The following is a 23,236-nucleotide window of genomic DNA, read 5'->3' on the forward strand; positions in this document are numbered from 1 at the left end:
CCGCTCAGATGAAGAGCAGCTGGGCGCCGTCGGTGATCTCCATGAAGTCGCTGGCCGAGATGATGCCCTCGACCTCGTCGATGAGGTCCTCCTCGTGCAGCTTCATCATGTCGGCGCTCATCCGGCACGCCCACAGGTGGCCACCGGAGGCGTGGATCATCTCCAGGAACTCCGGCACCTCGGGGACGTCGAGGTCAGCGATCTGCTTCTTCATCATCTTCGTCGTCGCAGCAGTCATGCCGGGCAGGCCGGCCATCCCCTGCGGCATGTGCACGCCGAACATCCCCGGGGGATGCATGGCGGTGTTGCCCAGGTAGGAGAACTGCAGGTCGCCCTGGGTCTTCTTGTTGATCATGTCGAAGCCCCAGAAGGTGAAGAACAGGTGCACCTCGATGCCCTCACCGAGGGCGGCGTTGCCCAGGATCAGCGCCGGGTAGGCCATGTCGAGGTTTCCCTTGGAGCAGATGATGGCCAGCTTGCGGCCGGACTCGGCCTCGTCGTCGAACGACGGGACGAAGGAGACCTCCTCGTCCATGGTGGTGGTCACGTCGGTCGTCATCTCACACACATCCCTTCGGCTTGGGCAGCCCGGCCACGTAGGCCATCTTCTTGGCGGGCTTCTTGGGGAAGAGCCCGAACAGGGTCTTCACGTCGATGCCGGTCTGGGTGCTGACCCGTCGCAGGGTCGGGGTCTCCCCCATGGCGGCGTGGTCGGTGCGCAGGAACCGGATGGGCACCCAGTGGGCCTCGGTCAGCTCGATCCCGATCAACCGGGCCAGCTCGACACCGAGGTCCTCGGTCCAGTCGTCCGGGTGGGTGAGGAAACCTTCCTCGTTCACCTCGAGCGGGCGACCGGCGATGGTGGTGGTGGGCATGCTCATTCCTCTCTCATGGACGCCGACACGGCGGCAGGTGGGCCTTCGGGGTGCTTGCCGGCCATGGACATCTGGGGCTTGAGGCCCAGTGGCCGACCGGGAAGCAGGGCGTTCCAGTAGATGTGCCGGAAGGCCAGCTTGGACAGGTGGTTGAAGCGGCTCTCCTTGAGCAGTCGCAGCGGACCGACGCCGGGGACCGGGAAGGTGCCGGTGAGCGGCTCGGTCTCGTAGTTGAAGTCGAGCAGCAGGGCCTTTCCGTGCCCGGACTCCACGAAGCAGTTGGCGTGACCGTCGAAGGAGTGCGTCATCGTGCGCCCGTGCGCGAGCTGGACCAGGTTGTCGATGAAGACCTCGACCGAGAAGTGGGCCACCGAACCGGCCTTGGAGGTCGGCAGGTTGGCGGCGTCACCGAGCGCGAAGATCTCCGGGTGCACGGGACGCCCGCCCTGCGGGGCGTACTGCATGGTGTGCTTGTCGACGGTGACGTAGTTGAGCTCGTCGCCCAGCCCGGACCGCTCCACGAAGTCGGCGCCCATGTTGAGCGGCACCGTCACGAGCAGGTCGTAGGGCACCTCGCGCTCGTCGTAGGACCGCAGCACCTTGGCGTCCTGGTCCACCGACTCGACCATGAAGTCCGTCTCGAGGGCGACGTTGCGCTCCTCGAGCGCGTGCCCCAGCTCGCGGCTGGCGACGGGCTTGGTGAACGCGCCGTCCAGCGGGGTCACGAAGACCAGCTCGGTGCGCTCGCGCAGGCCGTGTTGGCGCAGCCAGTCGTCGGCGAGGAAGGTGAACTCCAGGGGCGCCACGGGGCACTTGATGGGCAGCTCGGTGATGTGCACGACCAGGCGCCCGCCCTCGAAGGCGGCGAGGTTGTCACGCAGCGCGAGGGACCCCTCGAAGGTGTAGAACTCGTTCACGCTCCTGTGCCAGCCCTCCCCCAGCATGCCGGGGGTCTGGTCCGGGCGCGGCGTGGTGCCGGAGGCGATGACGAGGTAGTCGTAGTCGAGGGCCTCGCCGCTCTCGAGCAGCACCCGGCGTCCGTCTGCGTCGACACGGTCGACCTCGCCGGTCACGATCCGGGTCGCGGGGTCGATGAAGCGACGCTTCGACCGCCGGACCTGCTCGGGGGTGTTCATCCCGAACGGCATGAAGAGGTAGCCGGGCTGGTAGTCGTGCACGTCGTCGCGATCGACGAGGGTCACGTTCCAGTCGGGCAGCACCCTGCGGACCTTGTTGGCGACCATCGTGCCGGCGGTGCCGCCGCCGAGCACGAGGAGCGTGGGGGGTGAGAAGGTCATGTTCCAGATATACCCCCGGGGGTTTGCGCCGGGACAGGGACCTAGGTCCCCTCACGACCGGGACCAGCGGCCGCTGCGAGGACCTCGACCCGGTTGCCGTGGGCGTCGACGGCGTGGAGGCGGACGTGGCCGGGGAAGGAGTCCCGCTGGCTCTCGTCGACCTCGAAGCCCAGTCCGCGCAGGCGGCCCGCGACCACCTCGAGCTCGTCGACGACGAAGGCCGGGTGCGCCTTGCGCGCCGGGGCGAAGGGGTCCTCGACGCCGACGTGCAGCTCGGCCGAGACAGCACCCGCATCGTCGTACGCCCGGAACCAGCAGCCTCCACGGGCCGCGAGGTCGGCCGGCTTGTCGACCTCGGTGAGCCCGAGCCCGTCGGCGTAGAAGCGGCGCGCGCCGTCCTCCCCGCCGGGCGGGCAGGCGACCTGGACGTGGTGCAGCCGCATCAGACCCGCACCCCGTCCGGCTTCTGCGCGACCACGAAGATCCGGCGGAACGGCATCACCACGCGCCCGTCGGCGTCGGCCGGGTAGGCCTCGCGCAGCAACGCGCGGAACTCGTCCTCGAAGTCGCCGCGCAACCCGTCCGGCAGCGCCTGGAGCGTGGGGCGCGCGCCCGTGCCGGAGACCCAGTCGAAGACCGGGTCGGCGCCGGTGAGGACATGGAGGTACGTCGTCTCCCAGGCGTCGACCTCGCACCCGAGGTCCAGCAGGAGGCGGGCGTAGTCGGCCGGCTCGTGGCTCGCGGGGACCGCGACGTCGCGCACGTGCTCGGCGTACGGCGCGCGCTCGGCGATGTCGGCGCGGATGGTGTGGCTCGGCTCGTCGAAGTTGCCCGGCACCTGGAAGGCGAACCAGCCGCGCGGCGCCACGCGGTCGAGGAGGTCGGGCAGCAGCGCGAGGTGGTCCGGCAGCCACTGCAGGGTGGCGTTGGAGACGAGCACGTCGACCGGGGCGCGCAGCGCGACCGGGTCGGGCCGGGCCCAGTCGCGCAGGTCGGCGACCTCCCACGTGACGCCGAGGACCTCCCGGGCCGCCGCGATCATCTGCGGGCTGCTGTCGATGCCGGTCACCGACGCCCTCGGCCAGCGGTCGGCGAGCAACGCGGTGAGGTTGCCGGGGCCACAGCCCAGGTCGACGACGACCTTCGGCGTCTCCGCGTGCACCCGCGCCAGCAGGTCGACGAACGGCCTCCCCCGCTCGTCGGCGTACGCGAGGTAGCGGTCGGGGTCCCAGATGTGGCTCATGTCAGCTCCTCCACAGGTGTCGGGGTCGTGCGCGTCCCCTCCCCGAGGCATATCCGAGGACGTTCCGGTAGGTCAATCGACAGATCCACCCACCAGCACGTCCCCAGATGCCGGCAGGAGCGGCCGCGGAAGTGTCTTGATGTCGAGACATCTCACTCTCCACCCGCACTCTCTCGATGTCAAGATTCTCGACCGGAGTCGTCGTCTGGCAGGATGTCGTCATGCGCGACGAGGTGGACGACCTGGTCGAGGCCTGGGGACGCGAACGCGGCGACCTCGACCTCGCTCCGGTCGAGGTGTTCTCGCGCATCAGCCGCCTGGCCCGTCACCTCGACCTGGCTCGCCGCGACGCCTTCACCGCGCACGGCATCGAGTCGTGGGAGTTCGACGTGCTGGCCGCGCTGCGTCGCGTCGGGGAGTCGTACGAGCTCTCCCCCGGCCGCCTGCTGCGCGAGACGCTCGTGACCAGCGGCACCATGACCAACCGCGTCGACCGCCTCGCCGCTCGCGGGCTCGTCGAGCGGCTCCCGGACCCGCACGACCGCCGTGGCGTGCTGGTGCGGCTCACCGCCGACGGCAAGGCGAGCGTGGACGGGGCCTTCGAGGCCCTGCTCGCCGCCGAGGCCGACCTCCTGGCCGACCTGTCGGCCGCGGAGCGTACGCAGCTCGCGAGCCTGCTGCGCTCGCTGCTCGCGCCCTTCGGGACGCCGGCGCCGTAGACACGCAGACATTGGTCCGCCCACGCGCGGCGCGCCCGTGTGGGGAGCCACCGCGGACCGACCATGGTCCGCGCGTCTCCTACTCGACGAGCTCGGAGGCCTCGAGCCACTCCAGCTCGAGCTCCTCCTTCTCGGCCGCGAGCTCGCCGAGCTGGTCACCCACCCGCGCGAGCAGCGCGTAGTCGGTGAGGTTGGCCTCCATCTCGGCGTGCAGCGCGGCCTCGCGCGCGGCGATCCGCTCGAGCTGCTTCTCCACCTTGGCCAGCACCTTGCGGGCAGCACGGTCCTCGGCGCTGCCGGCACGCGCCTTGGCCGGGGCGGCGTCATGCGGATCCGCAGCCATGGGTGCGGGGTCGTATGACGCAGGGGCGTCCGCGTCACCAGCGCCGAGCGTGGCCGACGACGCAGAGGCCGCGCGTCGTTCGAGGTACTCGTCCACCCCGCGCGGCAGCATCGAGACCTGCCCGTCGCCGAGCAGCGCCCAGGTCGAGTCGGTGACACGCTCGAGGAAGTAGCGGTCGTGCGAGACCACCACGAGCGTGCCGGGCCAGCTGTCGAGGAAGTCCTCGAGCACGTTGAGGGTGTCGATGTCGAGGTCGTTGGTGGGCTCGTCGAGGAGCAGCACGTTGGGCTCGGTGAGCAGCAGCTTGAGCAGCTGGAAGCGTCGGCGCTCGCCACCCGACAGGTCGCCGAGGCGCGCGGTGAGCCGGTCGCCGGTGAAGCCGAAGCGCTCGAGCATCGAGGTCGCGGTGACCTCCTGGCCGTCGAGCGTCTTGGTCACCCGGCGGATCGACTCCACCGTCGGCAGCACCCGCGCCTCGGGGTCGATCTCGTCGAGGGCCTGGGTGAGGTGCTGGAGCGCGACCGTACGTCCCTGCTTGACGCGGCCGACGCTCGGCGCGAGCGCGCCGGAGATCAGCGACAGCAGCGAGGTCTTGCCGGCACCGTTGACGCCGACGATGCCGATCCGGTCGCCGGGCCCGATGCGCCACGTCGCGTGCTGGAGCAGCACCTTCTCGCCGCGGGCGAGGTCGACGTCCTCGATGTCGATGACGTCCTTGCCGAGCCGCTGGCTGGCGAAGCGCTGGAGCTCCATCCGGTCGCGCGGCGGCGGCACGTCCTCGATCAGGGCGTTGGCGGCGTCGATGCGGAACTTCGGCTTCGACGTCCGTGCCGGGGCGCCGCGCCGCAGCCAGGCCAGCTCCTTGCGGGCGAGGTTGAGCCGGCGGCTCTCCGAGGCGGCCGCCTGGCGCGAGCGCTCGGCCTTGGCCAGGACGTACGCCGCGTAGCCGCCCTCGTAGGTGTCGACCGCGCCGTCGTGGACCTCCCATGTGGTCTGGCAGACCGCGTCGAGGAACCACCGGTCGTGGGTGACGACCATCAGCGCGCTCGGCAGGCCCACGAGGTGGTCGGCCAGCCACGCCACGGCCTCGACGTCGAGGTGGTTGGTCGGCTCGTCGAGGATGATCAGGTCGTGGCGCGAGAGCAGCAGCGCCGCCAGGGCACAGCGCCGGCGCTCACCACCGGAGAGGCCGACGACCGCGCGGTCGAGGCTCACCCCCGCCAACAGCTCCTCCACCACCTGACGGGTCGTGGCGTCGGCGGCCCACTCGTGGTCCTCGCGACCGCCGAGCACCGCCTCGCGCACGGAGTGGGAGTCGACGAGCTCGTCGCCCTGGTGGAGGTAGCCGATCTCGACGCCGCGGGTCTTGGAGACGCGGCCGGAGTCGGGCTGCTCGATGCCGGTCATCACCTCGAGCAGCGTGGTCTTGCCGTCGCCGTTGCGACCGACGATGCCGACGCGCTCGCCGACGGAGATGCCGAGGGAGACGTCGTCGAGGAGCGGTCGTACGCCGTAGGACTTCGAGACCCGCTCGAGGTTGATGAGGTTCGCCATGACGGGCCCGATCCTCTCAGGGATCACCTCGCCGGCGTGCTTCGGCGTACGTCGCCGACCTGCGCGGGGGTGGCTCGCGCACCGCTCACGACGAGCTCAGCTGAGCGGCGTGCCCTCCGCCGGCGCGGGTGCGACCGGGGTGGGAGAGGAGTCCCCGCCGGTGCGGGCGTACTTCTGGATCAGCTGCTCGACGTCGAGGCCGGTCGTGGTCTTCAGCAGCTCCATCGTCTGGACGAAGTTGTTCGTCACCTGCTTGGACAGCTCGCCGGCACCGTCGGCGGAGATCACGGTCAGCTTGTCGATCCCGGCCATCGGGCGGGCCAGCTCGGCGGCCACCTTCGGCATCACCTCGATGAGCATCTGGAGCACCGCGGCCTCGTTGTAGCCGGCGAAGGCGGCGGCCTTCTTGTCCATCGCCTCGGCCTCGGCCTGGCCCGCGGCCAGGATCGCGGCGGCCTGGGCCTCGCCCTCGGCGCGGAGGGCGTCGGCCTCGGCCACGCGGCGGGCCTTCTCGGCCTCACCGCGCTTGGCGCCCTCGATGGCCTCGGCCTCGGCGAGCGCGGAGCGCCGCGACTTCTCGCCCTCACCGGTCAGGCGCGCCTTCTCGGCCTCCGCCTCGGCGTTGGCGATGGACGACGCCTTGCGGGCTTCGGCCTCGAGGATCTCCGAGCTGCGACGGCCCTGGGCCTCGGTCTCGACGCGGTAGCGCTCGGCGTCGGCGGGCTTGCGGACCTCGGTGTCGAGCTGGCGCTCCTTGAGAGCGGCCTGCCGCACGGCGACCTTCTCCTGCTCCAGCAGGACGGCCTGGTCGCGGTCGGCCTGGGCGAGCGGGCCGGCGGCCGCGGCCTGCGCGTTGGCGGCGTCGGTCTCGGCCTTGATCTCTGCGCTCTTGAGGGCCAGGGCGCGCTGGGTGATCGCGATCTCCTGCTCGGCGGCGATGCGTGCCTGCTCGGCGGCCTGGCGGGCGTTGGCCTCGGCGATGGAGGCGAGCTGGTTGAGCTTGGCGGCCTCGGGACGACCGAGGTCGGCGAGGTAGGAGCCGTCGTCGGTGATGTCCTGGATCTGGAACGTGTCGAGCACGAGGCCCTGGCCGGTGAGCGAGGACTCCGACTCCTCGGCCACCCGCTGGGCGAAGGCGGCCCGGTCCCGGATGATCTGCTCCACCGACATCGACCCGACGATGGACCGGAGGGCACCGGCGAGGACCTCCTGGGTGAAGGTCTCGATCTCGTCCTGCTGGCTCAGGAAGCGCTGGCCGGCGGCGCGGATGGAGTCCTCGTTGCCGCCGACCTTGACCAGCGCGACGCCGTCGAGGTTGAGCTTGATGCCCTGGCCGGAGACCGCGCCGCGGATCTGCACCGAGATGCGGCGCGAGGACAGGTCCAGGGTCGCCAGTCGCTGGACGAACGGGATGACGAACACGCCGCCACCCATCACGACCTTCTGCCCCGAGAGGTCGGTCGAGATCTCACCGGTCTCCGGGTTGCGCACCTCGCCCTTGCCCTTGCGTCCGGTGACGATGAACGACTCGTTGGGCCCCGCCACCTTGTAGCGCGTGGTGACCAGCAGCGCGAGCAGCACCAGCAGGACGACGAGGCCGATCACAGCAGTGACGACCGGGGACAGACCGAACATGTAGGGCTCCTAGCGGCGTACGGAAGAGGCGGTCACGGGAGGAACAGGGGCTCGACCTGGACGGCGGTGGGCGAGATGACCTGGGTGACGCTGACCTGGGTGCCGGCGGGCACGGCGACGCTCGAGCGTGCGTTGAGCCGGGTGAGGTGGCCGGCGACGCTGATCGAGACGACGCCGAAGCCGTCCTCGGGGATCGCGCTGACGACCTGGCCGATCTTCTCGACCATGTCGGAGGTGCGGACGGTGTCGGTCTCGCCGGTGCCGTGGAGGAATCGCGACGCCTTGGCGGCGACCGCGCCGAGGAGCACCCCGAGCACGAGTCCGATGACGACGGCGAGCGACGTCGAGCCCGTCGCCTCGAGGGCGATCGCCCCACCGAATCCGAGGGCGCCGAGGAAGCCGGCCAGTGCCTCGGTGGAGAAGAAGCCGGCGCTGAGCCCCTCCAGCGCGCCGTCGAGCACGTCACCGAAGACCAGCGCGACGAGCAGGAGCAGTACGCCGAGCGCGCCGAGCACCAGGAACACGGTCACGATGCCTCCCCCGACTCACCTGCACGACGCCGATGTCGCGCACACCCTAGCCGCACCCTTCCCCCTCGGGGTGGGTTCATGCCGACGGTCGCTGTCCGGCGTACGCGTCAGGCGAGCACGTGCGCGCCGGCGACCGGCCCGGTGGCGGTGAGCACGACGTCGTGGTCCGCGGAGAGCCCCGCCAGCACCTCCATCGCGCCGTCGACGGAGTCGCAGAGGAAGACGCACGTCGGCCCCGACCCGGACACCAGGCCACGCAGCGCGCCGGCGGCCTCGCCGCGCTCGATCAGCGCGCCGAGCTCAGGACGCAGGTCGATGGCGGGCTCCTGCAGGTCGTTGTGCAGCGCCCGCGCGAGGCGTACGGGCTCCCCGGTGGCCAGCGCTGCGAGCAGCTCGGTCGGTTCGGCCGGACGCTCCGGCGCGTCCGGGAAGAGCCGGTCGAAGTGGCGGTACACGTCGGGGGTGGAGAGCCCCACGGCGGCGGGGACCGCCACCCACCACCACATGCCGTGGTCCTCGATCGGCTCCACCAGCTCGCCGCGGCCCCGACCCCGCGCGGTGCCACCGACGAGGGAGAACGGCACGTCGCTGCCGAGTCGGGCAGCCTGGGCGAGGAGCACGTCATCGCCCTGACCCAGCTCGTGCAGCCGGTCGTGCGCCACCAGGGCCGCTGCTGCGTCGGCCGAGCCACCTGCCATGCCGCCGGCGACCGGGATCTGCTTGTTGATCTGCACCAGGTGCCCGTCGTCGCAAGGCACCTGCGCGACGGCCCGGAGCGCGATGTTGGTCGCGTCCACGGGGATGTCACGGAAGTCGATGTAGGGGGACCCGAGGACCGACACCGAGTCCGCGCCCGCCGTCGTCAGCGTGAGGTCGTCGTAGAGCGAGATCGCCTGGTAGACGGTGTCGAGGGGGTGGAAGCCGTCCTCGCGGGCGCGACCGACCCCGAGGTGGAGGTTGATCTTGGCCGCCGCGCGGACCGTGATGCTCATGCGGGCCCGGAGGGTCGTGAGGGGTGCACGCCCTGGGCCGCGAGGCCCTCCGCGATCCGGGCGAAGTCCTCGACGGTCAGCACCTCGCCGCGGGCGGTCGGGTCGACGCCCGCGGACTCCAGGGCGGCGGTGGCGACCTCGGCCGAGCCGGCGACACCGCGCAGCGCGGCCCGGACCTGCTTGCGACGCTGGGCGAAGGCGGCGTCGACGACGGCGAAGACCGCCTCGCGGGTCGCGGTGGTCCGCGGCGGCTCGCGGCGGGTCCAGGCGACCAGCCCCGAGTCGACGTTGGGGGCCGGCCAGAAGACGTTGCGCCCGATCGCACCGGCACGGCGCACGTCGGCGAACCAGGCGGCCTTGACGCTCGGCACGCCGTAGGTCTTGGACCCGGGCCCTGCGGCAAGGCGGTCGGCCACCTCGGCCTGCACCATCACCAGCCCGCGCTCCAGCGACGGCAGCAGCGTCAGCAGGTGGATGAGCACCGGGACGGACACGTTGTAGGGGAGGTTGGCGACCAGCGCGGTCGGGGCGGGCCCCGGCAGCCCCTCGACGCGCATCGCGTCGGCCAGCACGACCTCGAAACGGTCGGCCTGAGCAGGGGCGTACGCCGCGATCGTGGCCGGCAGCCGCTCGGCGAGCAGCGGGTCGAGCTCGATGGCGATCACGCGCTGGGCGACCTCGAGCAGGGCCAGCGTCAGGGAGCCCAGGCCGGGGCCGACCTCGACGACGACGTCGCCGCCGGTGATGCCGGACTCACGGACGATCCGGCGCACGGTGTTGGCGTCGATGACGAAGTTCTGGCCCTTCTGCTTCGTCGGCCGCAGGTCGAGCTCGGCGGCGATCTGACGCACCTCGGCCGGCCCGAGGAGCCTCGGGCCGGCCGGGTTCGTGGTCATGGTGGGCAAGCCTAGTGGGCGCTCCCGGGGGCTCAGCGCAGGCCGAGCTTGGCCGAGCAGCTCGGCCACTGGCCCCAGCCGGCCCGGGCCTGCAGGATCTGCCCGCGCTTGATCTGCTCCTCGCGGCTGTGCTGGTGCGGCAGGCCGCTGCCGCCGACCGAGCGCCAGGTCGCGGCACTGAACTGCAGGCCGCCGTAGTAGCCGTTGCCGGTGTTGATGGCCCAGTTGCCACCGGACTCGCACCGGGCGAGGGCGTCCCACACCGTGCTGCCGCCGGCGAAGTTGGCGCCCGGCTCCTCGGGCTCCTCCTTGGTGCCGACCGCGACGATCGTCGGCACGGGCTTCACACGGACCGAGGCCCGCACGACCTTGCGGGCCACGAGCTCCCCGTCGACGTAGCGCAGGCGGTAGGTCACGGCGCGTACGCCGTCACGACCGGCCTGCACGACCTCCTCCTCGCCCTCGAGCATGGAGGCGTCCTCGCGCTCGACGACCGGGGCGTCGACGACCTCGCGCTGCACCTTGCGGGTGGCGATGCGGATGTCGGTGACGACGACCTTGTCGCCGTCGCTGATCTCGGTGCGCAGCGGAGGCGTCACCTTGTCGTGCTTGTCGACCTCGAAGTCCATGGACTCCAGCACGTCGGCGACGGTCAGCGCGGTGACCGTGCGCTTGCGCAGGTCCTTGGCGCCGAGCTTGAGGTGCACGACCTTGGGCGTGACGACCTCGAGCGTGAGGCCGCCGCGACCGATCGAGGAGCTGCGGCTGGCGGACAGGTCGGCGCCGTCGAAGCGGCGGCCGATCTCGCCGAGCGCGCTCGCGACGTCGGTGGAGTTCACCCAGTAGGTGGAGGTCTCGCCGTCGACGGCGAGCTCGAGCGGGCGGCCGAACTGGACGGCGATGGCAGTCCCGTCGGAGACCGACTCGTCCGCCGCGGGGGCGACCAGGTCCTTGTCGGTGACCTCGATGCCCTCGGCCGCGAGCACGTCGGCGACGGTGTCACCGATGGCGCTGACCTGACGGGTCTCCCCGTCGAGGGTGAGGGTCACGTCCTTGCTGAGGGCGGCGTAGCCGACCGTGGTGCCTGCGACGGCCGCCACGACGACCGCCACGAGGGTCGCCAGCACGGCGCGTGAGTTGAGCCTGGACCTGCTGAGCTGCGCGAGACGAGAGCGCACGATTCTCCGAACGTCGTACTTCCCGGGCCTCGGGGGCAGCACTCCTCCACCTGCGGCTGCGCGGCGACCACGGTGGGGCTGTGGAGCCGTACGACGTGCGAGCGGGGGTCTCGCAGGACCGGCCCGACCCGGTCCAACGCGTGCCGCCGAAATCACTCCCGATCCCGGCCAACAATCACAAGACGATAACGACGACCGGCCCGGACGCAAACTCGAACGCCGGGATTTGCACGAGACTCCGGTCACCACTGACCGTCCGGCAGGGTCCTCGGCGCGACCTACCAGGAGCCCCCGAAGGCGGTCTCGGTGTTGTCGTCGATGGCCCGGCAGAGCTCCTCGAGGTCGGCGCCGAGGACGTCGGCCATCGCCCGCACGGTGAGCGGCACGAGGTAGGACGCGTTGGGCCGGCCGCGGTGCGGCGTGGGCGTGAGGTAGGGCGCGTCGGTCTCCACCAGCACCCGGTCGCGCGGGGTGACCGCGAGCGCGCTGCGCAGCGGGGCGGCGTTCTTGAAGGTGACCGTCCCGGCGAAGCTGAGGTGCGCGCCGCGGTCGAGGCAGCGGCGCGCGAAGGCGTCGTCGCCGGAGAAGCAGTGCATCACCCAGCGCTCGGGCGCACCCTCCTCGTCGAGGACGCGCAGCACGTCGTCGTGGGCCTCGCGGTCGTGGATGACGAGCGTCTTGTCGAGGCGCTTGGCCAGCTCGATGTGGCGGCGGAAGCTCTCCTCCTGCGCGGCCCACCCCGCCTCGCCGGTGCCGCTCTGTGCGTGACGGAAGCGGTCGAGGCCGGTCTCGCCGATCGCGCGGACCTTGTCGTGCGCGGTGGCGAGCCGCTCGATCTCCTCGATCGCGGCGTCGAGCTCGCCGGTGGCGGCCAGGCGCGGCGCCTCGTTGGGGTGCAGTGCGACGCCGGCCACGAGCGCGTCGTGCTCGGCGGCCGCGGCCACCGCCCAGCGCGCGCCCGGCAGGTCGCACCCGATCTGCACGATCCGCGGCACCCCGACGGCGGCGGCCGCGGCGACCGCCTCCTCGGTGGAGATCCAGTCGCCGTCGGCGATGTCGAGGTGGCAGTGGTTGTCCACGACCGGGTGCGGCAGCGGCTCGGGTGCGGGCGGGCGCTCGCGGTCGCGCCGTGCACCGGACGTCTCCTCCGTGGCGGCGCGGCTGCGGGTCGGTCCGTGGTCAGCGGTGGACAACGTCGTACACCTCCCGCTTCGGCAGGCCGGCGCGCTTGGCCACCTCGACGATCGCCTCCTTGCGCGTCGAGCCGCTCGCCTCGAGCTCGGCCACGGCCGTACGCAGCGAGCCGGGGTCGGTGCCCACGGCGGGGGCGCCGCTGGAGCCCTCGACCACGATGGTCACCTCGCCGCGGATGCCGTCGGCCGCCCAGGCGGCGAGCTCGGCGAGCGGACCGCGGCGTACTTCCTCGTAGGTCTTGGTCAGCTCGCGGCACACCGCGGCGGGCCGGTCGTCGCCGAGCGCCTCGGCCATCGCGACGAGCGCAGCCTCGGTGCGGTGCGGTGCCTCGAAGAAGACCATCGTGCGCTCCTCGGCGGCCAGCGCCGCGAGCCGTCGGCCCCGCTCGCCAGCCTTGCGCGGCAGGAAGCCCTCGAAGCAGAAGCGGTCGACCGGCAGGCCGCTGACCGCCAGCGCGGTGAGCACCGCGCTGGGGCCGGGCACGGCCGTGACCCGTACGTCGTGCTCGACCGCGGCGGCCACCAGCCGGTAGCCCGGGTCGGAGACGCTCGGCATGCCGGCGTCGGTCACCAGCACCACGCGCTCGCCGGCGAGCAGGGCCTCGAGCAGGACGGGCGTACGGGCCTGCTCGTTGCCCTCGAAGTAGGAGACCACCCGTGCCGACAGCGTGACGTCGAGGTCGGCGCACAGGCGCTTGAGGCGCCGGGTGTCCTCCGCGGCGACGACATCTGCGCCGGCGAGCTCGGCCGCCAGGCGCGGCGGCGCGTCACCGGCCTGGCCGATCGGGGTGCCCGCGAGGACCAGGACGCCAGACATGCGCCCGATCATCGCAGGTGCTCCCCCGCCCGGGGCATCTGGCTAGAGTTCCGGCGTGACCCTGAGCGCCGCCGAGCGGAATCGTCCGCGCTGGCGCTCGGAGGACCCGCTCCTCGGGTGGGTCGGGGCGGTCTGCCTTGCGGGCCTGGCCTTCTTCCTGCGGCGCTGGCACCTCGGCACCCCCCACGCGTTCTCGTTCGACGAGACCTACTACGCCAAGGACGCGTGGTCGCTGCTCAACCACGGCTACGTGCGCGGCTACGTCGAGGACGCGGACAAGACGATCCTCAACGGCGACGTGACCGGACTGTGGCAGGACGGGCCGTCGATGATCGTCCACCCGGAGGTCGGCAAGTGGCTGATCGCGGGCGGGATCGAGCTCTTCGGGATGGAGCCGTCGGGCTGGCGCTTCGCCTCGGCGCTGGTCGGCGCGCTCATGGTGCTGGTGATGTGCCGGTTCGTGCGTCGTGTGACCGGCTCGACGGTGCTCGGGCTCGTGGCCGGGCTGCTGCTGTCGATCGACGGGCTCCACCTCGTGCTCTCCCGGCTGGCGCTGCTCGACATCTTCCTGGCGTTCTTCCTCCTGTGCGGCGTGCACTGCGTGGTGGCCGACCGGCAGTGGCTGCGCGAGCGCCTCGCCTCGGGACGGCACTCGCGGGCACTGGGCCTGTGGCGCCCGTGGCTGCTGCTCGGCGGCGTCGCCTTCGGCCTCGCGTGCGGCACGAAGTGGTCGGCCGCCTACACCCTGGCCGCCTTCGGGCTCCTGGCCTGGCTGTGGAGCGCCGGCGCGCGCCGCGCCTTCGGCCAGCGCCGACCCCTGCTGCGCTCGCTGGTCCTCGACGGGCTGCCGGCCTTCGTGGCGCTGGTCGGGGTCGCCGCGGCGACGTACGTCGCGTCCTGGACCGGCTGGCTCGTGCACGCCGAGGCGTACGAGCAGGCGTTCAGCAACACGCAGTACACCTCCTACGGCGGCGGGGAGCAGTGGCCGACCGCGACCGAGCCCGACGCCGAGGGCCTGGGCGAGGTGCGCCAGTCCCTGCGGTCCCTGTGGAGCTACCACCAGGACGTCTACACCTTCCACAGCCACTTCCTCGACGACTCGACCCACGTCTACGCCTCCAGGCCGTCGACGTGGCTGGTGATGGGTCGGCCGGTGGGGGTCGATGCGCAGACCGACATCCGGCCCGGCACGCAGGGGTGCGAGGCGCCCTCCGACTCCTCCTGCATCCGACAGGTCCTGCTGATCGGCAACCCGGTCATCTGGTGGGGCGGCTGCCTGGCGATGGTCGCCTCGCTGCTGCTGTGGGTGGGGGCCCGCGACTGGCGCCACGGCGTCGCGGTGGTGGGACTGGCCAGCACCTGGTTGCCGTGGTTCCTCTACGACGACCGGCCGATCTTCTTCTTCTACGCGATCACCTGCCTGCCCTTCCTGGTGCTGTCCCTCGCGCTGGCGATGGGGCACCTGATCGGGACCACCGACATGCCGACCCCGCGGCGTACGTTCGGGGTGGTGGTGGCCGGGAGCTACACCGTGCTCGCGCTGGTCGCCTTCGCGTGGTTCTGGCCCATCTGGACCGACGCCCTGCTGACCAAGTCCGAGTGGGACGCCCGGATCTGGTTCCAGCGCTGGATCTGACACCGGGCGCAGCGGTCCGGTCCACGGGCGGCCAAACCCAAAGGTTCAGCCGAGGTTCGGTCAAGATCGAACGCATTGGCCCGTCGGCAGTTCTCATTCCTCCCGAACCCGAGGACGATGGACCAACCCCGGTCTCCGGGGTCGACGCCATGGGAGGGAGCGTTGAGATGGACTCCACGATGATCCACGTGTGCTTGCAGACCGAGGGTGCACCCACCCCCGAGGGGCACGCAGTCGGTGAGCGCTGGGTGTGCTCCTGTGGTGACGGCTTCGTCTACCGCGAGGGCTTCAACCGCGCCGGCTACCCGAGCCTCGAGTGGTGGCCGATGCCCCACGTGCCGCAGCCGCGCCAGGACAAGAAGGCGCGCCGCGGACTGCTGTTCGGCCCCCGCAAGGGCTGACCCCGGCGGCTGCCTCGGCCCTCACCAGGCGCCGGGGAAGCGAGCCGAGCCGGCGATCGTCATCAGCGTGACCACGACGGACACGGCCGTCGCGATCAGCAGCGCCTGGCCGAGGTGGCGCCGGCCCGGCACGAGGAGGAGCACCAGCCCGGCGAGCGCGACGAGCGCCGGCAGCACCCACGGCACGAGGACCGGCGACAGCACACCGGCCACGACGGCGAGCCCGACGCCTCCGGCAGCAGCCTTCCCGAGCGGCACGGGGCGCGGCGAGCGTGGCAGTCCCACCTCCGTCACGGGACCGGCCTCGGGGAGCTGGTCGGGGGCAAGGACGCGCAGCAGCAGGGTCAGCGTCGCGGGGTCCGCCACGACCACGAGGTCGCGGTAGCGGTCCTCCACGGCGTGGCGGCGCACGAGCTCGTCGAGACGGTGTCCGCGGTCGACGTCGGGGAAGCGCACCGGCGCCAGGAGCACCTCCGGGACCGGCTCACGCCCGAGCGCCTCGACGACGCGCCTGGCCTCCGCGGTCGGCGCGGTGAGGACGCGGACCGATGAGCCCAGCCGGGCGCGCAGCCGTTCGACGTCCGCCGTCGCCGCCTGCACGCTCACCGTGAAGATGCGCTGGAGCTCGCTCACGCCCCGACCGTAGCGTCGCGGCTGGCGCCGCTGGCCGGCAGGCCCGGGATGCAGAGCAGCGGCGCGACCCACGGGGGGAGGGTCGCGCCGCTGCAGGTGCGTTGGGGGCCGCCCGTCGCTTCCTGGGGGGAACCGTGCACCAGCGGGAGCTCGGAGCACGGGTTGCGACGGGCGGCCCCGCGGAACGCGGCCGCTTCATGACGTACAGCGTTGCGTCGGCCCCGGGTGTTACGCATGGGCCGAGAAAGTCCGAGGTGGTCTGGACCGGTGCCGGGCCGCTGTCATCCCAGAGGCCGGGAAGCCTGAGCGGCGTGTGCGAGGGTCGAGCCATGAGCTCCCCGGCGCCGCCCCCGGCACAGGTCCTGCGCGACGCACTCGAGGTGCCGCCGGTCACCGGAGAGGCACTGCTGGTGGGGGTCCTCGTGCTCGCCGCGGGATGGCTGCTCGGTCGGGTCGTGCGCTGGGCGACCCGGCGCGTCCTGCACTGGCGCGGTCGCTCTCCCAGCGCCAGCGAGATCTTCGCGGCGCTCGCCCAGGCCCTGGTGATCGTGGTATCCCTCGCAGCCGCACTGACGCTGGTCTTCCCGAGCGTGAAGCCCGTGAACGCCCTGGGCGGGATCGGCGTCCTGTCCATCGCGGCGGGCATCGCCTTCCAGACGGTGCTCGGCAACATGTTCGCCGGCATCGTCATCCTCGCTCGTGACATCTTCCGGGTCGGGGACCAGATCGCCGTCGACGACGTCGCCGGCACGGTGACCAGGATCAGCCTCACCTCCACCGTCGTGCGGACCTTCGACGGGCGGAAGGCCCTGATCCCCAACTCGGTCATCCACTCGCAGGTCGTCACGGTGCAGACGGGCTACGAACAGGTCCGGTCCACCGTCGCCCTCGACATCGACGACCAGTCCGACTTCGCGCTGGCGACCGAGGTCGTCGAGCAGGCGATGCGGAGCGTGCCGGTCGTCCTCGACGATCCGGCCCCCCAGGCCCTGTTGCTCGGGGTGGGGTCGGCGACGGTCCACATGGAGCTGCGGTTCTGGTCCGGTGCCCGACAGATGGAGACCCGGGTGGCACAGCACGAGGTGATCGTCGCCGTGCTGCGGGCGCTGGCCGATGCCGAGGTCGCGACCGGGTCCGACGTCGTGATGGTCGAGGGCGGTCCCGCCCTCCTGGGAGCGCTGGCCAGACCCGCGACGCCCGGCCGCTGACCGGTCAGGTCGGGTCGTGGCCGGTCGGTGCCACCACGCGCGAGAACCCGCAGGTCAGGTGACCTGCGGGTTCTTCGCCGTGCTGGTGGAGCTGAGGGGATTCGAACCCCTGACCTTCTCATTGCGAACGAGACGCGCTACCAACTGCGCCACAGCCCCGTGCGCCTCACGGCGCGTCGCAAAGATACACGAGCGATCCGGGGCCGGCCGAATCGCCCCGCGCGTGCCGTGGATCCGGGCTCAGGCCCCGCTGGCGCGGCGGGCCTCGTCAGCCTCGCGCGCGGTCCGGGCGGACTCCTCGGCGGAGCGGGCGATGGCCGAGTCGGAGTCGGAGTGACCGCTCGACCACACGCCCGTGGAGTCGAGGTCGATCGTGGAGACCGTACGCCGCTGGGCGGCCGGCTTGCCGACGTAGGTCGGCAGCGTGGCGGGCACCATGTCCCACCCGCCGAGCACCGGCGCGGGCTCGGTGACGACGGCCGGGACCTCGTGGGCAGGCGTCTCGTCGACGCACGAGGGCGCTGCGGGCGTGCGCGGCAGCGGGGGCGTCAGCGGGGGCGTCAGCGGCATCTCACCGGTGAGGTCGACGTCGTCGTCGTCGACCTGCGGCGGCAGGCCGATCTCGATGGCCGAGCGGGGCGTGCGCCGGCGGCGCTCGGCGCGCACCGAGACCCGGCAGGCGACCAGCCAGGCGAGGAGCAGGGTGGCCGGGGCGGCGACCCACCACCAGGTGGTGATCGACGTCGCAGCGAGGGTGATGACGACAGCGTTCGCGAGCACGAGGAGCGCCAGCACGTTGCGGCGACGGCGGGCGGCGCGGCGCGCGGAGGCGCGCTCGACCTGGGGCGGCGTACGCCGGGCGACGGGGGCCGCCGTAGGTGCTGTCGGAGCCGGGGCGGCGGGTGCCGACACCCGGGCCTTGGTCTCGACCGGCGGGCGCAGCGCGGCGCGGATCGGCGAGACCACGAGACGTGCGTTGCGCCGGTCGACCGGCTCGCGGCGCGCGAGGACGCGCATCGTGTGGGAGAACTTCTCGACCGACCTGCTGCGCACGACCTCGTCGTGGTGCTTGAGGGCCTTGGGAATCAAGTAGACGGCCCACGCCACGGCAAGGGCGACGAAGATGAGAGCGCTCAGGTCCACGGCCCGAGCGTAGGAGCGCGGGACCCGAGCGGGGCGGATGTCAAGTGGTGTGTCGCAGAACTACTGGTGTGACTGGTGTGCCGAGAGCCGCGCCACCACGCCCTCCGGCGCCTCCTCCGCGGTGATCGCGAAGATCCGGTGGTCGCGCCAGGCGCCGTCGATGTGCAGGAAACGGGGGGCGTAGCCGACCTGCTCGAGTCCGAGCTTCTCGACCACGCGCAACGAGTTGGTGTTCTCCGGGCGCACGCAGATCTCGAGACGGTGCAGGCCCACCGGGCCGAGGCAGTGGTCGATCACCATCGCGACCGCACGCGGCGCGACGCCCCGGCCGGCGACGTCGGCGGCGACCCAGTAGCCGATCGAGCCCCACTGGGCCGAGCCGCGCGCCACGTTGCTGACGGTGACCTGGCCGACGAAGCAGCCGCCCACCTCGACGACGAAGGGCAGGCACAGCCCGTCTTTCGCCTGGCGCAGCAGCGAGCGCGTGACGACCCTGTACGACGACGGGCGCGGCGCCGCTCCGGGCGGGACCGTCGCGTCCCAGGGGCGCAGCCAGTCGTGGTTGCGGGCGCGCACCGCCTGCCACACGTCGGCGTCCGAGCGCCGCAGCGAGCGGACCACGACGCCCTCCGACTCGAGCCGGGCGGGCCAGCCTGGTGACGTGGTCAGTGGTCGCTCCCGACTACTTGCTCGACCGCGTGGCGCAGGACGGGCTCGAGGACGCCGAGGCCGTCCTTCACTCCCCCGCGCGAACCCGGGAGGTTGATGACCAGGCAGTCGCCGACGATCCCGGCGAGGCCGCGCGAGAGCATCGCGGTCGGCACGCCCTTGGCGATACCGGCGGCGCGGATCGCCTCCGCGATGCCGGGCACCTCGCACTCGAGCAGCGGCGCAGTCGCCTCCGGGGTGCGGTCGGTGGGCGTCAGCCCGGTGCCGCCGGTGGTGAGCACGACGCGGGCGCCGGCCGTGACGGCGGCGGAGATCGCCTCACGAACCGGGTCGCCGTCGGGGACCACGGCGGGGTCGGCGCAGTCGAAGCCCTGCGCGCGCAGCCAGTCGGCGATCAGCGGTCCGGTCTCGTCGGCATAGACGCCCGCCGCGGCCCGGTTCGACGCCACGACGACGCCCGCGCGCAGGCTCATCGCGCCCAGTCCCCGGACCGACCGCCGGACTTGGTCTCGACGCGGATGTCGGTGATGACCGCCGCCTTGTCGACCGCCTTCACCATGTCGACGACCGTGAGGGCCGCGACCGACACGGCCGTGAGCGCCTCCATCTCGACCCCGGTGCGGTCGGTGGTGCGGACGGTCGCGGTGATGTCCACCGCGTCGTCGCCGACCGCCAGCTCGACGGTGACCCCGGAGATCGCCAGCGGGTGGCACAGCGGGATCAGCTCGGGGGTCTTCTTGGCGCCCATGATCCCGGCGATCCGGGCCACCGCGAGCGCGTCCCCCTTCGGCACGCCCTCGCCGCGGAGCAGGTCCACGACGGTGCTGCTGACCAGGACACGCCCGGTCGCGGACGCCGTACGCGCCGTGACGGGCTTGTCGCCGACGTCGACCATCCGCGCGGCACCCGTCTCGTCGACGTGGGTGAGCCGGTCGTTGCCGGGGGCTGCCATCAGAACTCCTCGTCGAGCTTGCGGATCGCCACCATCTCGCCGGCCGTGAGCGCGGTGACGTCGGCCGGGACCTCGATGAGGCAGTTGGCGGTGGCCAGGTCGCCGAGGAGGTGCGAGCCGTGGCCGCCGACCGGGGAGACGAACGTGCCGCCGCGGTCGGTCTCGTGGATGCCGCGAACGAGCTGCACCTTGCCCTCGGGCGAGGACAGGCCGTGGGTCAGGCGCGCACGGGCGGTCGGGCGGACGTAGGGCAGCTTGCCCATCATCCGGCGGATCGCGGGCAGCACGAACATCTCGAAGGAGACGTAGGACGAGACCGGGTTGCCCGGCAGGGTGAAGACCGGGGTGTCGTCCTCGCCGATCGTGCCGAAGCCCTGCGGCTTGCCCGGCTGCATGCCGACCCCGCCGAACCACATCGTGCCGTGCTGGGACAGCGACTCCTTGACGACGTCGAAGTCACCCTCGCTGACGCCGCCGCTGGTCACCACGATGTCGGCGCGCACCAGCTGGTCGCTGAGCGCCTCGGTGAAGGCGTGCGACTCGTCGGGGACGATGCCGACGCGGTAGGCGATCGCGCCGGCCGCGCGGGCGGCGGCGGCGAGGAGGTAGGAGTTGCCGTCGTAGATCGAGTCGTGGCCCAGCGGGGTGCCGGGGTCGCGCAGCTCGGAGCCGGTGGAGATCACAACGGCGCGCGGGCGCGGGCGAGTGCGCACGGTGGCGCGCCCGACGGCCGCGAGCATGCCGAGGTGCCGCGGGCCCAGGACCGTGCCCTCCTCGAGCAGCATGTCGCCCTCGGTGATGTCGTCACCGGTGGGGCGGATGTGCTGGCCGGGCCGGGCGGCTCGAGTTATGCGGACGCTCGCCACGCCGCGGTCGGTCCACTCGTAGGGCACGACCGTGGTGGCGCCGGCCGGGACCGGGGCGCCGGTCATGATCTTGACCGCGGTGCCCGGCGACATCGCCAGGATCGACGACTGGCCGGCGCCTATCTCGCCGACGACCGGCAGCGTGACAGGCGCGTCCTCGCTCGCCGCGGCGACGTCGTCGGCGACCACGGCATAGCCGTCCATCGCGGAGTTGTCGAAGCTCGGCAGCGAGATCGGGGCGACGACGTCCTCGGCCAGCGCGAGGCCGAGGGCCTCCATCAGCGGCTGCGGGAACGCCTGCAGCGGGGAGACCGTGGCGAGGATGCGCTCGACGTAGTCCGCCACGGGCAGCAGGTCAGCCATGCTGCTCCTGCTCGTCGAGGACGGTGCCGCCCTCGACGCGCTGGGCTGAGCTCGCGGTGAGCGCCACCTCGCCGACGACCTTCACGCCGCGGCCGAAGGTCCAGTCGCCCTCGACGGTGAACGAGTCGGCCTCGCGCAGCGACGGGGCTCCCTCCGGGAACCGCTTGTCGAAGTCGCCGACGAGCTTGTAGAAGTCGCCGTCGAGCGCGACGTAGGGCACCTCGTCCTCTCCCTGGGCGAGCACGAAGTCCTTGCCGAGGTCGTAGACGTCGGAGCGCAGCACCAGCAGGTCGTCGGTCGTCTTGACCGGCACGAAGCGGTCGCGACCCACCTCGATGGTCCGTGCCCCCTCGAAGACCTCGATCGCGGCACCCATCGCCGTCTCGATCTGGATCACCTTCGGGGTGCTGGGGTCGGCCGGATCGAGGTTCTTCACGTTGCGGATCAGCGGCAGCCCCAGGATGCCGCCGCGCGCGTCGAGCGCCTCGGTCATCGCCCGGAGGTCGAACCACAGGTTGTTGGTGGAGGAGAAGCGGTGGCGCCCGAGGTCGGCCAGCGCCTCCTTGTCGGCGTCCAGCGTCTGCGCCGACTCGCGCAGCACGATGCGCCCGTCCTGCTTGCGGCGGGCGAAGTGCCCGCCCTTGCGGTCCGAGGGCGTACGCCGCACGGCCTCGATCGCGAACGGCGCCCCGCTCTCGGCGAACCAGCCGGCCACACGTGCGTCCGGCACGGCTCCGAGGTTGTCGGAGTTGGAGACGAAGGCGTAGCGGTAGCCGGCGTCGAGCAGCTGCGCGAGCAGGCCGGTGCCGCGCAGCGCGGTGTAGATGTCGCCGTGGCCCGGCGGGCACCACTCGAGGTCGGGCGCCTTGGGGTAGGCAGCCGGCATCAGGTCGGCCTCGAGGAGCTTGGGCTCCTTGTTCTGGAGGAACTCCAGCGGCAGGCCCTCGACCGGGAGCTCGTCGTAGCGGGCAAGCGCCGCCATGGTGTCGGCCGAGGTGCGGAAGGAGTTCATGAACATCAGCGGCAGCGTCGCGTCGTACTGCTGGCGCAGGTGCAGCACCTGGCGCGCGATGATGTCGAGGAAGCTCAGGCCGCGCCGCACGCACAGCAGCGACTTGGCGCGGTCCATGCCCATCGACGTGCCGAGCCCACCGTTGAGCTTGATGACCGCCGTCCTGCGGATCGCCTCCGCGGCCACGTCGTCAGCGACCTCGACGTCGTCGAGCGACTCCATGTCGAGCGGCTCGATCGAGTCCTCGGCGATCATGCCGGTCTCACCGTGCTCGAGGAGACGGTAGTAGTGCGCGAACGTGTCGATCGCGACCTCGTCGACGCCTGCGCTGCGCATCTTCTCGCGCGCCAGCTCCAGGCCGCGACCGTTGCCCTTGCTTGCCATGGTTCGATCGTAGGCTGCTCACGTGGACAGGCACGACTGGGGCGACGCGACGATCGCCAAGGGCGCGCTGCGCGACCAGGTGCTGGCGGCCCGGCGACGCCGCCCGCTCGATGCCGGCGCGGAGCACGCGGCCGCCCTCGCGCAGGTCGCGCTGGGCTGGGACGCGGTGCGCTCGGCGGCCACGGTGGCGGCGTACGTGTCGGTCGGCAGCGAGCCCGGCACCGGCCTCCTGCTCGACGCGCTCGTCGCCGCCGGCAAGCGGGTCATCGTGCCGGTGCTCCTGTCCGACCATGACCTGGACTGGGCGGCGTACGCCGGACCGGGCTCGCTCGGCGCGGCGACGCGCGGGCTCCTCGAGCCCACCGGGCCGCGGCTCGGCGTCGACGCGGTCCGCACCGCCGACGTCGTCCTCGTGCCCGGCCTCGCGGTCTCCCCCGACGGCGACCGCCTCGGGCGCGGCGGCGGGTCGTACGACCGGGCGCTGGCGCGGGTGCCGGCCGGGACGCCCGTGGCCGTCGTGCTCCACGACGACGAGGTCGGGCTCGCCGTGCCGACCGACCCCCACGACGTGGCGGTGGGGTTCGCGTTGACGGGGGCGGGGGTCGTGGCCCTGTCTTCGGGATCCCCGGCCACCCGGTGAAACTGGAGCCTCACCCCCGAAACTTCGCACCGGAACCTCGAGATTCCCCGGGTAGC

At 72.3% G+C, this 23,236-nt stretch carries 25 protein-coding genes and 1 tRNA gene; 5 read left to right on the plus strand and 21 right to left on the minus strand.

The window, feature by feature from the left end; translation table 11 throughout:
- Window positions 1–4: 4 nt before the first annotated feature.
- Genes K4G59_RS09955 through K4G59_RS09975 form a run of 5 tightly spaced genes read right to left on the minus strand, consistent with a single transcriptional unit; the run spans window position 5 to window position 3,416 of the window.
- Window positions 5–559, minus strand: coding sequence for a DsrE/DsrF/DrsH-like family protein (locus K4G59_RS09955; RefSeq protein WP_231250816.1), 555 nt, complete (start codon window positions 557–559; stop codon window positions 5–7).
- A 1-nt stretch (window position 560) separates the two neighbouring features.
- Complete coding sequence (locus K4G59_RS09960; RefSeq protein ID WP_231250817.1) at window positions 561–875, minus strand: TusE/DsrC/DsvC family sulfur relay protein; 315 nt, start codon at window positions 873–875, stop codon at window positions 561–563.
- A 2-nt stretch (window positions 876–877) separates the two neighbouring features.
- Window positions 878–2,173, minus strand: coding sequence for a type III sulfide quinone reductase, selenoprotein subtype (sqr, locus tag K4G59_RS09965; RefSeq protein ID WP_231250818.1), 1,296 nt, complete (start codon window positions 2,171–2,173; stop codon window positions 878–880).
- Window positions 2,174–2,214: 41 nt separating this feature from the next.
- The gene (locus K4G59_RS09970) at window positions 2,215–2,616 is read right to left on the minus strand and encodes a VOC family protein (protein WP_231250819.1); all 402 of its coding nucleotides are present in this window, start codon (window positions 2,614–2,616) and stop codon (window positions 2,215–2,217) included.
- Entirely contained in the window at window positions 2,616–3,416 is an 801-nt protein-coding gene (locus K4G59_RS09975) for a trans-aconitate 2-methyltransferase (protein ID WP_231250820.1), read from the minus strand. Before K4G59_RS09975 ends, K4G59_RS09970 begins: the two co-directional genes overlap by 1 nt.
- Before the next feature lie 221 nt (window positions 3,417–3,637).
- Here K4G59_RS09975 and K4G59_RS09980 point away from each other — a divergent pair, with 221 nt between their 5' ends.
- On the plus strand, window positions 3,638–4,135 hold the full coding sequence (locus K4G59_RS09980; protein WP_231250821.1) for a MarR family winged helix-turn-helix transcriptional regulator: 498 nt from the start codon (window positions 3,638–3,640) through the stop codon (window positions 4,133–4,135).
- Between the two features lie 79 nt (window positions 4,136–4,214).
- On the opposite strand, the gene K4G59_RS09985 is transcribed toward K4G59_RS09980, so the two are convergent.
- The 8 genes from K4G59_RS09985 to rsmI all read right to left on the minus strand — a co-directional run bounded on the left by K4G59_RS09985 (window position 4,215) and on the right by rsmI (window position 13,273).
- Window positions 4,215–6,032, minus strand: coding sequence for an ABC-F family ATP-binding cassette domain-containing protein (locus K4G59_RS09985; protein ID WP_231250822.1), 1,818 nt, complete (start codon window positions 6,030–6,032; stop codon window positions 4,215–4,217).
- A 96-nt stretch (window positions 6,033–6,128) separates the two neighbouring features.
- Entirely contained in the window at window positions 6,129–7,667 is a 1,539-nt protein-coding gene (locus tag K4G59_RS09990) for a flotillin family protein (RefSeq protein WP_231250823.1), read from the minus strand.
- A gap of 32 nt (window positions 7,668–7,699) precedes the next feature.
- On the minus strand, window positions 7,700–8,197 hold the full coding sequence (locus K4G59_RS09995) for an NfeD C-terminal domain-containing protein (protein WP_231250824.1): 498 nt from the start codon (window positions 8,195–8,197) through the stop codon (window positions 7,700–7,702).
- Between the two features lie 107 nt (window positions 8,198–8,304).
- Complete coding sequence (locus K4G59_RS10000) at window positions 8,305–9,189, minus strand: 4-(cytidine 5'-diphospho)-2-C-methyl-D-erythritol kinase (protein ID WP_231250825.1); 885 nt, start codon at window positions 9,187–9,189, stop codon at window positions 8,305–8,307.
- The gene (gene rsmA / locus K4G59_RS10005) at window positions 9,186–10,085 is read right to left on the minus strand and encodes a 16S rRNA (adenine(1518)-N(6)/adenine(1519)-N(6))-dimethyltransferase RsmA (RefSeq protein ID WP_231250826.1); all 900 of its coding nucleotides are present in this window, start codon (window positions 10,083–10,085) and stop codon (window positions 9,186–9,188) included. Before rsmA ends, K4G59_RS10000 begins: the two co-directional genes overlap by 4 nt.
- Window positions 10,086–10,117: 32 nt before the next feature.
- Window positions 10,118–11,212 carry a resuscitation-promoting factor gene (locus tag K4G59_RS20080; RefSeq protein ID WP_308189385.1) on the minus strand — a complete coding sequence of 365 codons (1,095 nt, stop codon included), beginning with the start codon at window positions 11,210–11,212 and terminating at the stop codon, window positions 10,118–10,120.
- A gap of 329 nt (window positions 11,213–11,541) precedes the next feature.
- Window positions 11,542–12,456 (minus strand): TatD family hydrolase, encoded by a 915-nt coding sequence (locus K4G59_RS10020; RefSeq protein WP_231250827.1) that lies wholly within the window; start codon window positions 12,454–12,456, stop codon window positions 11,542–11,544.
- Entirely contained in the window at window positions 12,443–13,273 is an 831-nt protein-coding gene (rsmI, locus tag K4G59_RS10025) for a 16S rRNA (cytidine(1402)-2'-O)-methyltransferase (RefSeq protein WP_231250828.1), read from the minus strand. The genes K4G59_RS10020 and rsmI overlap by 14 nt, the downstream gene beginning before the upstream one ends.
- A 55-nt stretch (window positions 13,274–13,328) precedes the next feature.
- Here rsmI and K4G59_RS10030 point away from each other — a divergent pair, with 55 nt between their 5' ends.
- Both K4G59_RS10030 and K4G59_RS10035 read left to right on the plus strand, forming a co-directional pair.
- Window positions 13,329–14,909 carry a dolichyl-phosphate-mannose--protein mannosyltransferase gene (locus K4G59_RS10030; protein ID WP_231250829.1) on the plus strand — a complete coding sequence of 527 codons (1,581 nt, stop codon included), beginning with the start codon at window positions 13,329–13,331 and terminating at the stop codon, window positions 14,907–14,909.
- Between the two features lie 167 nt (window positions 14,910–15,076).
- Window positions 15,077–15,310, plus strand: a complete 234-nt coding sequence (locus tag K4G59_RS10035) for a hypothetical protein (RefSeq protein WP_231250830.1) — start codon at window positions 15,077–15,079, stop codon at window positions 15,308–15,310.
- A gap of 21 nt (window positions 15,311–15,331) precedes the next feature.
- Here the strand turns inward: K4G59_RS10035 and K4G59_RS10040 are convergent, their stop codons facing one another.
- On the minus strand, window positions 15,332–15,943 hold the full coding sequence (locus K4G59_RS10040) for a hypothetical protein (protein WP_231250831.1): 612 nt from the start codon (window positions 15,941–15,943) through the stop codon (window positions 15,332–15,334).
- Window positions 15,944–16,272: 329 nt separating this feature from the next.
- Here K4G59_RS10040 and K4G59_RS10045 point away from each other — a divergent pair, with 329 nt between their 5' ends.
- Window positions 16,273–17,151, plus strand: coding sequence for a mechanosensitive ion channel family protein (locus K4G59_RS10045; RefSeq protein ID WP_231250832.1), 879 nt, complete (start codon window positions 16,273–16,275; stop codon window positions 17,149–17,151).
- A gap of 83 nt (window positions 17,152–17,234) precedes the next feature.
- Here K4G59_RS10045 and K4G59_RS10050 read toward each other — a convergent pair.
- The 7 genes from K4G59_RS10050 to K4G59_RS10080 form a co-directional block, all read right to left on the minus strand.
- Window positions 17,235–17,310: transfer RNA gene (locus K4G59_RS10050), tRNA-Ala, on the minus strand.
- 81 nt (window positions 17,311–17,391) lie between these two features.
- Window positions 17,392–18,294: a divisome protein SepX/GlpR gene (sepX, locus tag K4G59_RS10055; protein WP_231250833.1), complete on the minus strand. Its 903-nt coding sequence runs from the start codon at window positions 18,292–18,294 to the stop codon at window positions 17,392–17,394.
- 60 nt (window positions 18,295–18,354) lie between these two features.
- A complete protein-coding gene (locus K4G59_RS10060; RefSeq protein WP_308189386.1) occupies window positions 18,355–18,915 on the minus strand; it encodes a GNAT family N-acetyltransferase in 561 nt (186 codons plus the stop codon).
- Window positions 18,916–18,959: 44 nt separating this feature from the next.
- Window positions 18,960–19,436 (minus strand): MogA/MoaB family molybdenum cofactor biosynthesis protein, encoded by a 477-nt coding sequence (locus K4G59_RS10065; protein ID WP_231250834.1) that lies wholly within the window; start codon window positions 19,434–19,436, stop codon window positions 18,960–18,962.
- The gene (moaC, locus tag K4G59_RS10070) at window positions 19,433–19,915 is read right to left on the minus strand and encodes a cyclic pyranopterin monophosphate synthase MoaC (protein ID WP_231250835.1); all 483 of its coding nucleotides are present in this window, start codon (window positions 19,913–19,915) and stop codon (window positions 19,433–19,435) included. The genes K4G59_RS10065 and moaC overlap by 4 nt, the downstream gene beginning before the upstream one ends.
- A complete protein-coding gene (glp, locus tag K4G59_RS10075; RefSeq protein WP_231250836.1) occupies window positions 19,915–21,144 on the minus strand; it encodes a molybdotransferase-like divisome protein Glp in 1,230 nt (409 codons plus the stop codon). Before glp ends, moaC begins: the two co-directional genes overlap by 1 nt.
- On the minus strand, window positions 21,137–22,540 hold the full coding sequence (locus K4G59_RS10080; RefSeq protein WP_231250837.1) for a UTP--glucose-1-phosphate uridylyltransferase: 1,404 nt from the start codon (window positions 22,538–22,540) through the stop codon (window positions 21,137–21,139). The genes glp and K4G59_RS10080 overlap by 8 nt, the downstream gene beginning before the upstream one ends.
- Before the next feature lie 22 nt (window positions 22,541–22,562).
- Here K4G59_RS10080 and K4G59_RS10085 point away from each other — a divergent pair, with 22 nt between their 5' ends.
- Complete coding sequence (locus tag K4G59_RS10085; protein ID WP_231250838.1) at window positions 22,563–23,180, plus strand: 5-formyltetrahydrofolate cyclo-ligase; 618 nt, start codon at window positions 22,563–22,565, stop codon at window positions 23,178–23,180.
- The last annotated feature ends 56 nt before the right edge of the window (window positions 23,181–23,236 follow it).

Source organism: Nocardioides furvisabuli, from assembly GCF_021083185.1.
Classification (GTDB): Bacteria; Actinomycetota; Actinomycetes; order Propionibacteriales; family Nocardioidaceae; genus Nocardioides; species Nocardioides furvisabuli.

What these genes read in the sequence shown, in the direction of transcription:
- moaC (WP_231250835.1), bottom strand. Translation starts at nt 19,915, where the DNA reads ATGGCAGCCCCCGGCAACGACCGGCTCACCCACGTCGACGAGACGGGT.
- K4G59_RS10080 (WP_231250837.1), bottom strand. Translation starts at nt 22,540, where the DNA reads ATGGCAAGCAAGGGCAACGGTCGCGGCCTGGAGCTGGCGCGCGAGAAG.
- K4G59_RS09970 (WP_231250819.1), bottom strand. Translation starts at nt 2,616, where the DNA reads ATGCGGCTGCACCACGTCCAGGTCGCCTGCCCGCCCGGCGGGGAGGAC.
- K4G59_RS10035 (WP_231250830.1), top strand. Translation starts at nt 15,077, where the DNA reads ATGGACTCCACGATGATCCACGTGTGCTTGCAGACCGAGGGTGCACCC.
- K4G59_RS10000 (WP_231250825.1), bottom strand. Translation starts at nt 9,189, where the DNA reads ATGAGCATCACGGTCCGCGCGGCGGCCAAGATCAACCTCCACCTCGGG.
- K4G59_RS09985 (WP_231250822.1), bottom strand. Translation starts at nt 6,032, where the DNA reads ATGGCGAACCTCATCAACCTCGAGCGGGTCTCGAAGTCCTACGGCGTA.
- rsmA (WP_231250826.1), bottom strand. Translation starts at nt 10,085, where the DNA reads ATGACCACGAACCCGGCCGGCCCGAGGCTCCTCGGGCCGGCCGAGGTG.
- K4G59_RS09990 (WP_231250823.1), bottom strand. Translation starts at nt 7,667, where the DNA reads ATGTTCGGTCTGTCCCCGGTCGTCACTGCTGTGATCGGCCTCGTCGTC.
- sqr (WP_231250818.1), bottom strand. Translation starts at nt 2,173, where the DNA reads ATGACCTTCTCACCCCCCACGCTCCTCGTGCTCGGCGGCGGCACCGCC.
- rsmI (WP_231250828.1), bottom strand. Translation starts at nt 13,273, where the DNA reads ATGTCTGGCGTCCTGGTCCTCGCGGGCACCCCGATCGGCCAGGCCGGT.
- K4G59_RS09975 (WP_231250820.1), bottom strand. Translation starts at nt 3,416, where the DNA reads ATGAGCCACATCTGGGACCCCGACCGCTACCTCGCGTACGCCGACGAG.
- glp (WP_231250836.1), bottom strand. Translation starts at nt 21,144, where the DNA reads ATGGCTGACCTGCTGCCCGTGGCGGACTACGTCGAGCGCATCCTCGCC.
- K4G59_RS09960 (WP_231250817.1), bottom strand. Translation starts at nt 875, where the DNA reads ATGCCCACCACCACCATCGCCGGTCGCCCGCTCGAGGTGAACGAGGAA.
- K4G59_RS09955 (WP_231250816.1), bottom strand. Translation starts at nt 559, where the DNA reads ATGACGACCGACGTGACCACCACCATGGACGAGGAGGTCTCCTTCGTC.
- K4G59_RS09980 (WP_231250821.1), top strand. Translation starts at nt 3,638, where the DNA reads ATGCGCGACGAGGTGGACGACCTGGTCGAGGCCTGGGGACGCGAACGC.
- K4G59_RS10065 (WP_231250834.1), bottom strand. Translation starts at nt 19,436, where the DNA reads ATGAGCCTGCGCGCGGGCGTCGTCGTGGCGTCGAACCGGGCCGCGGCG.
- K4G59_RS10045 (WP_231250832.1), top strand. Translation starts at nt 16,273, where the DNA reads ATGAGCTCCCCGGCGCCGCCCCCGGCACAGGTCCTGCGCGACGCACTC.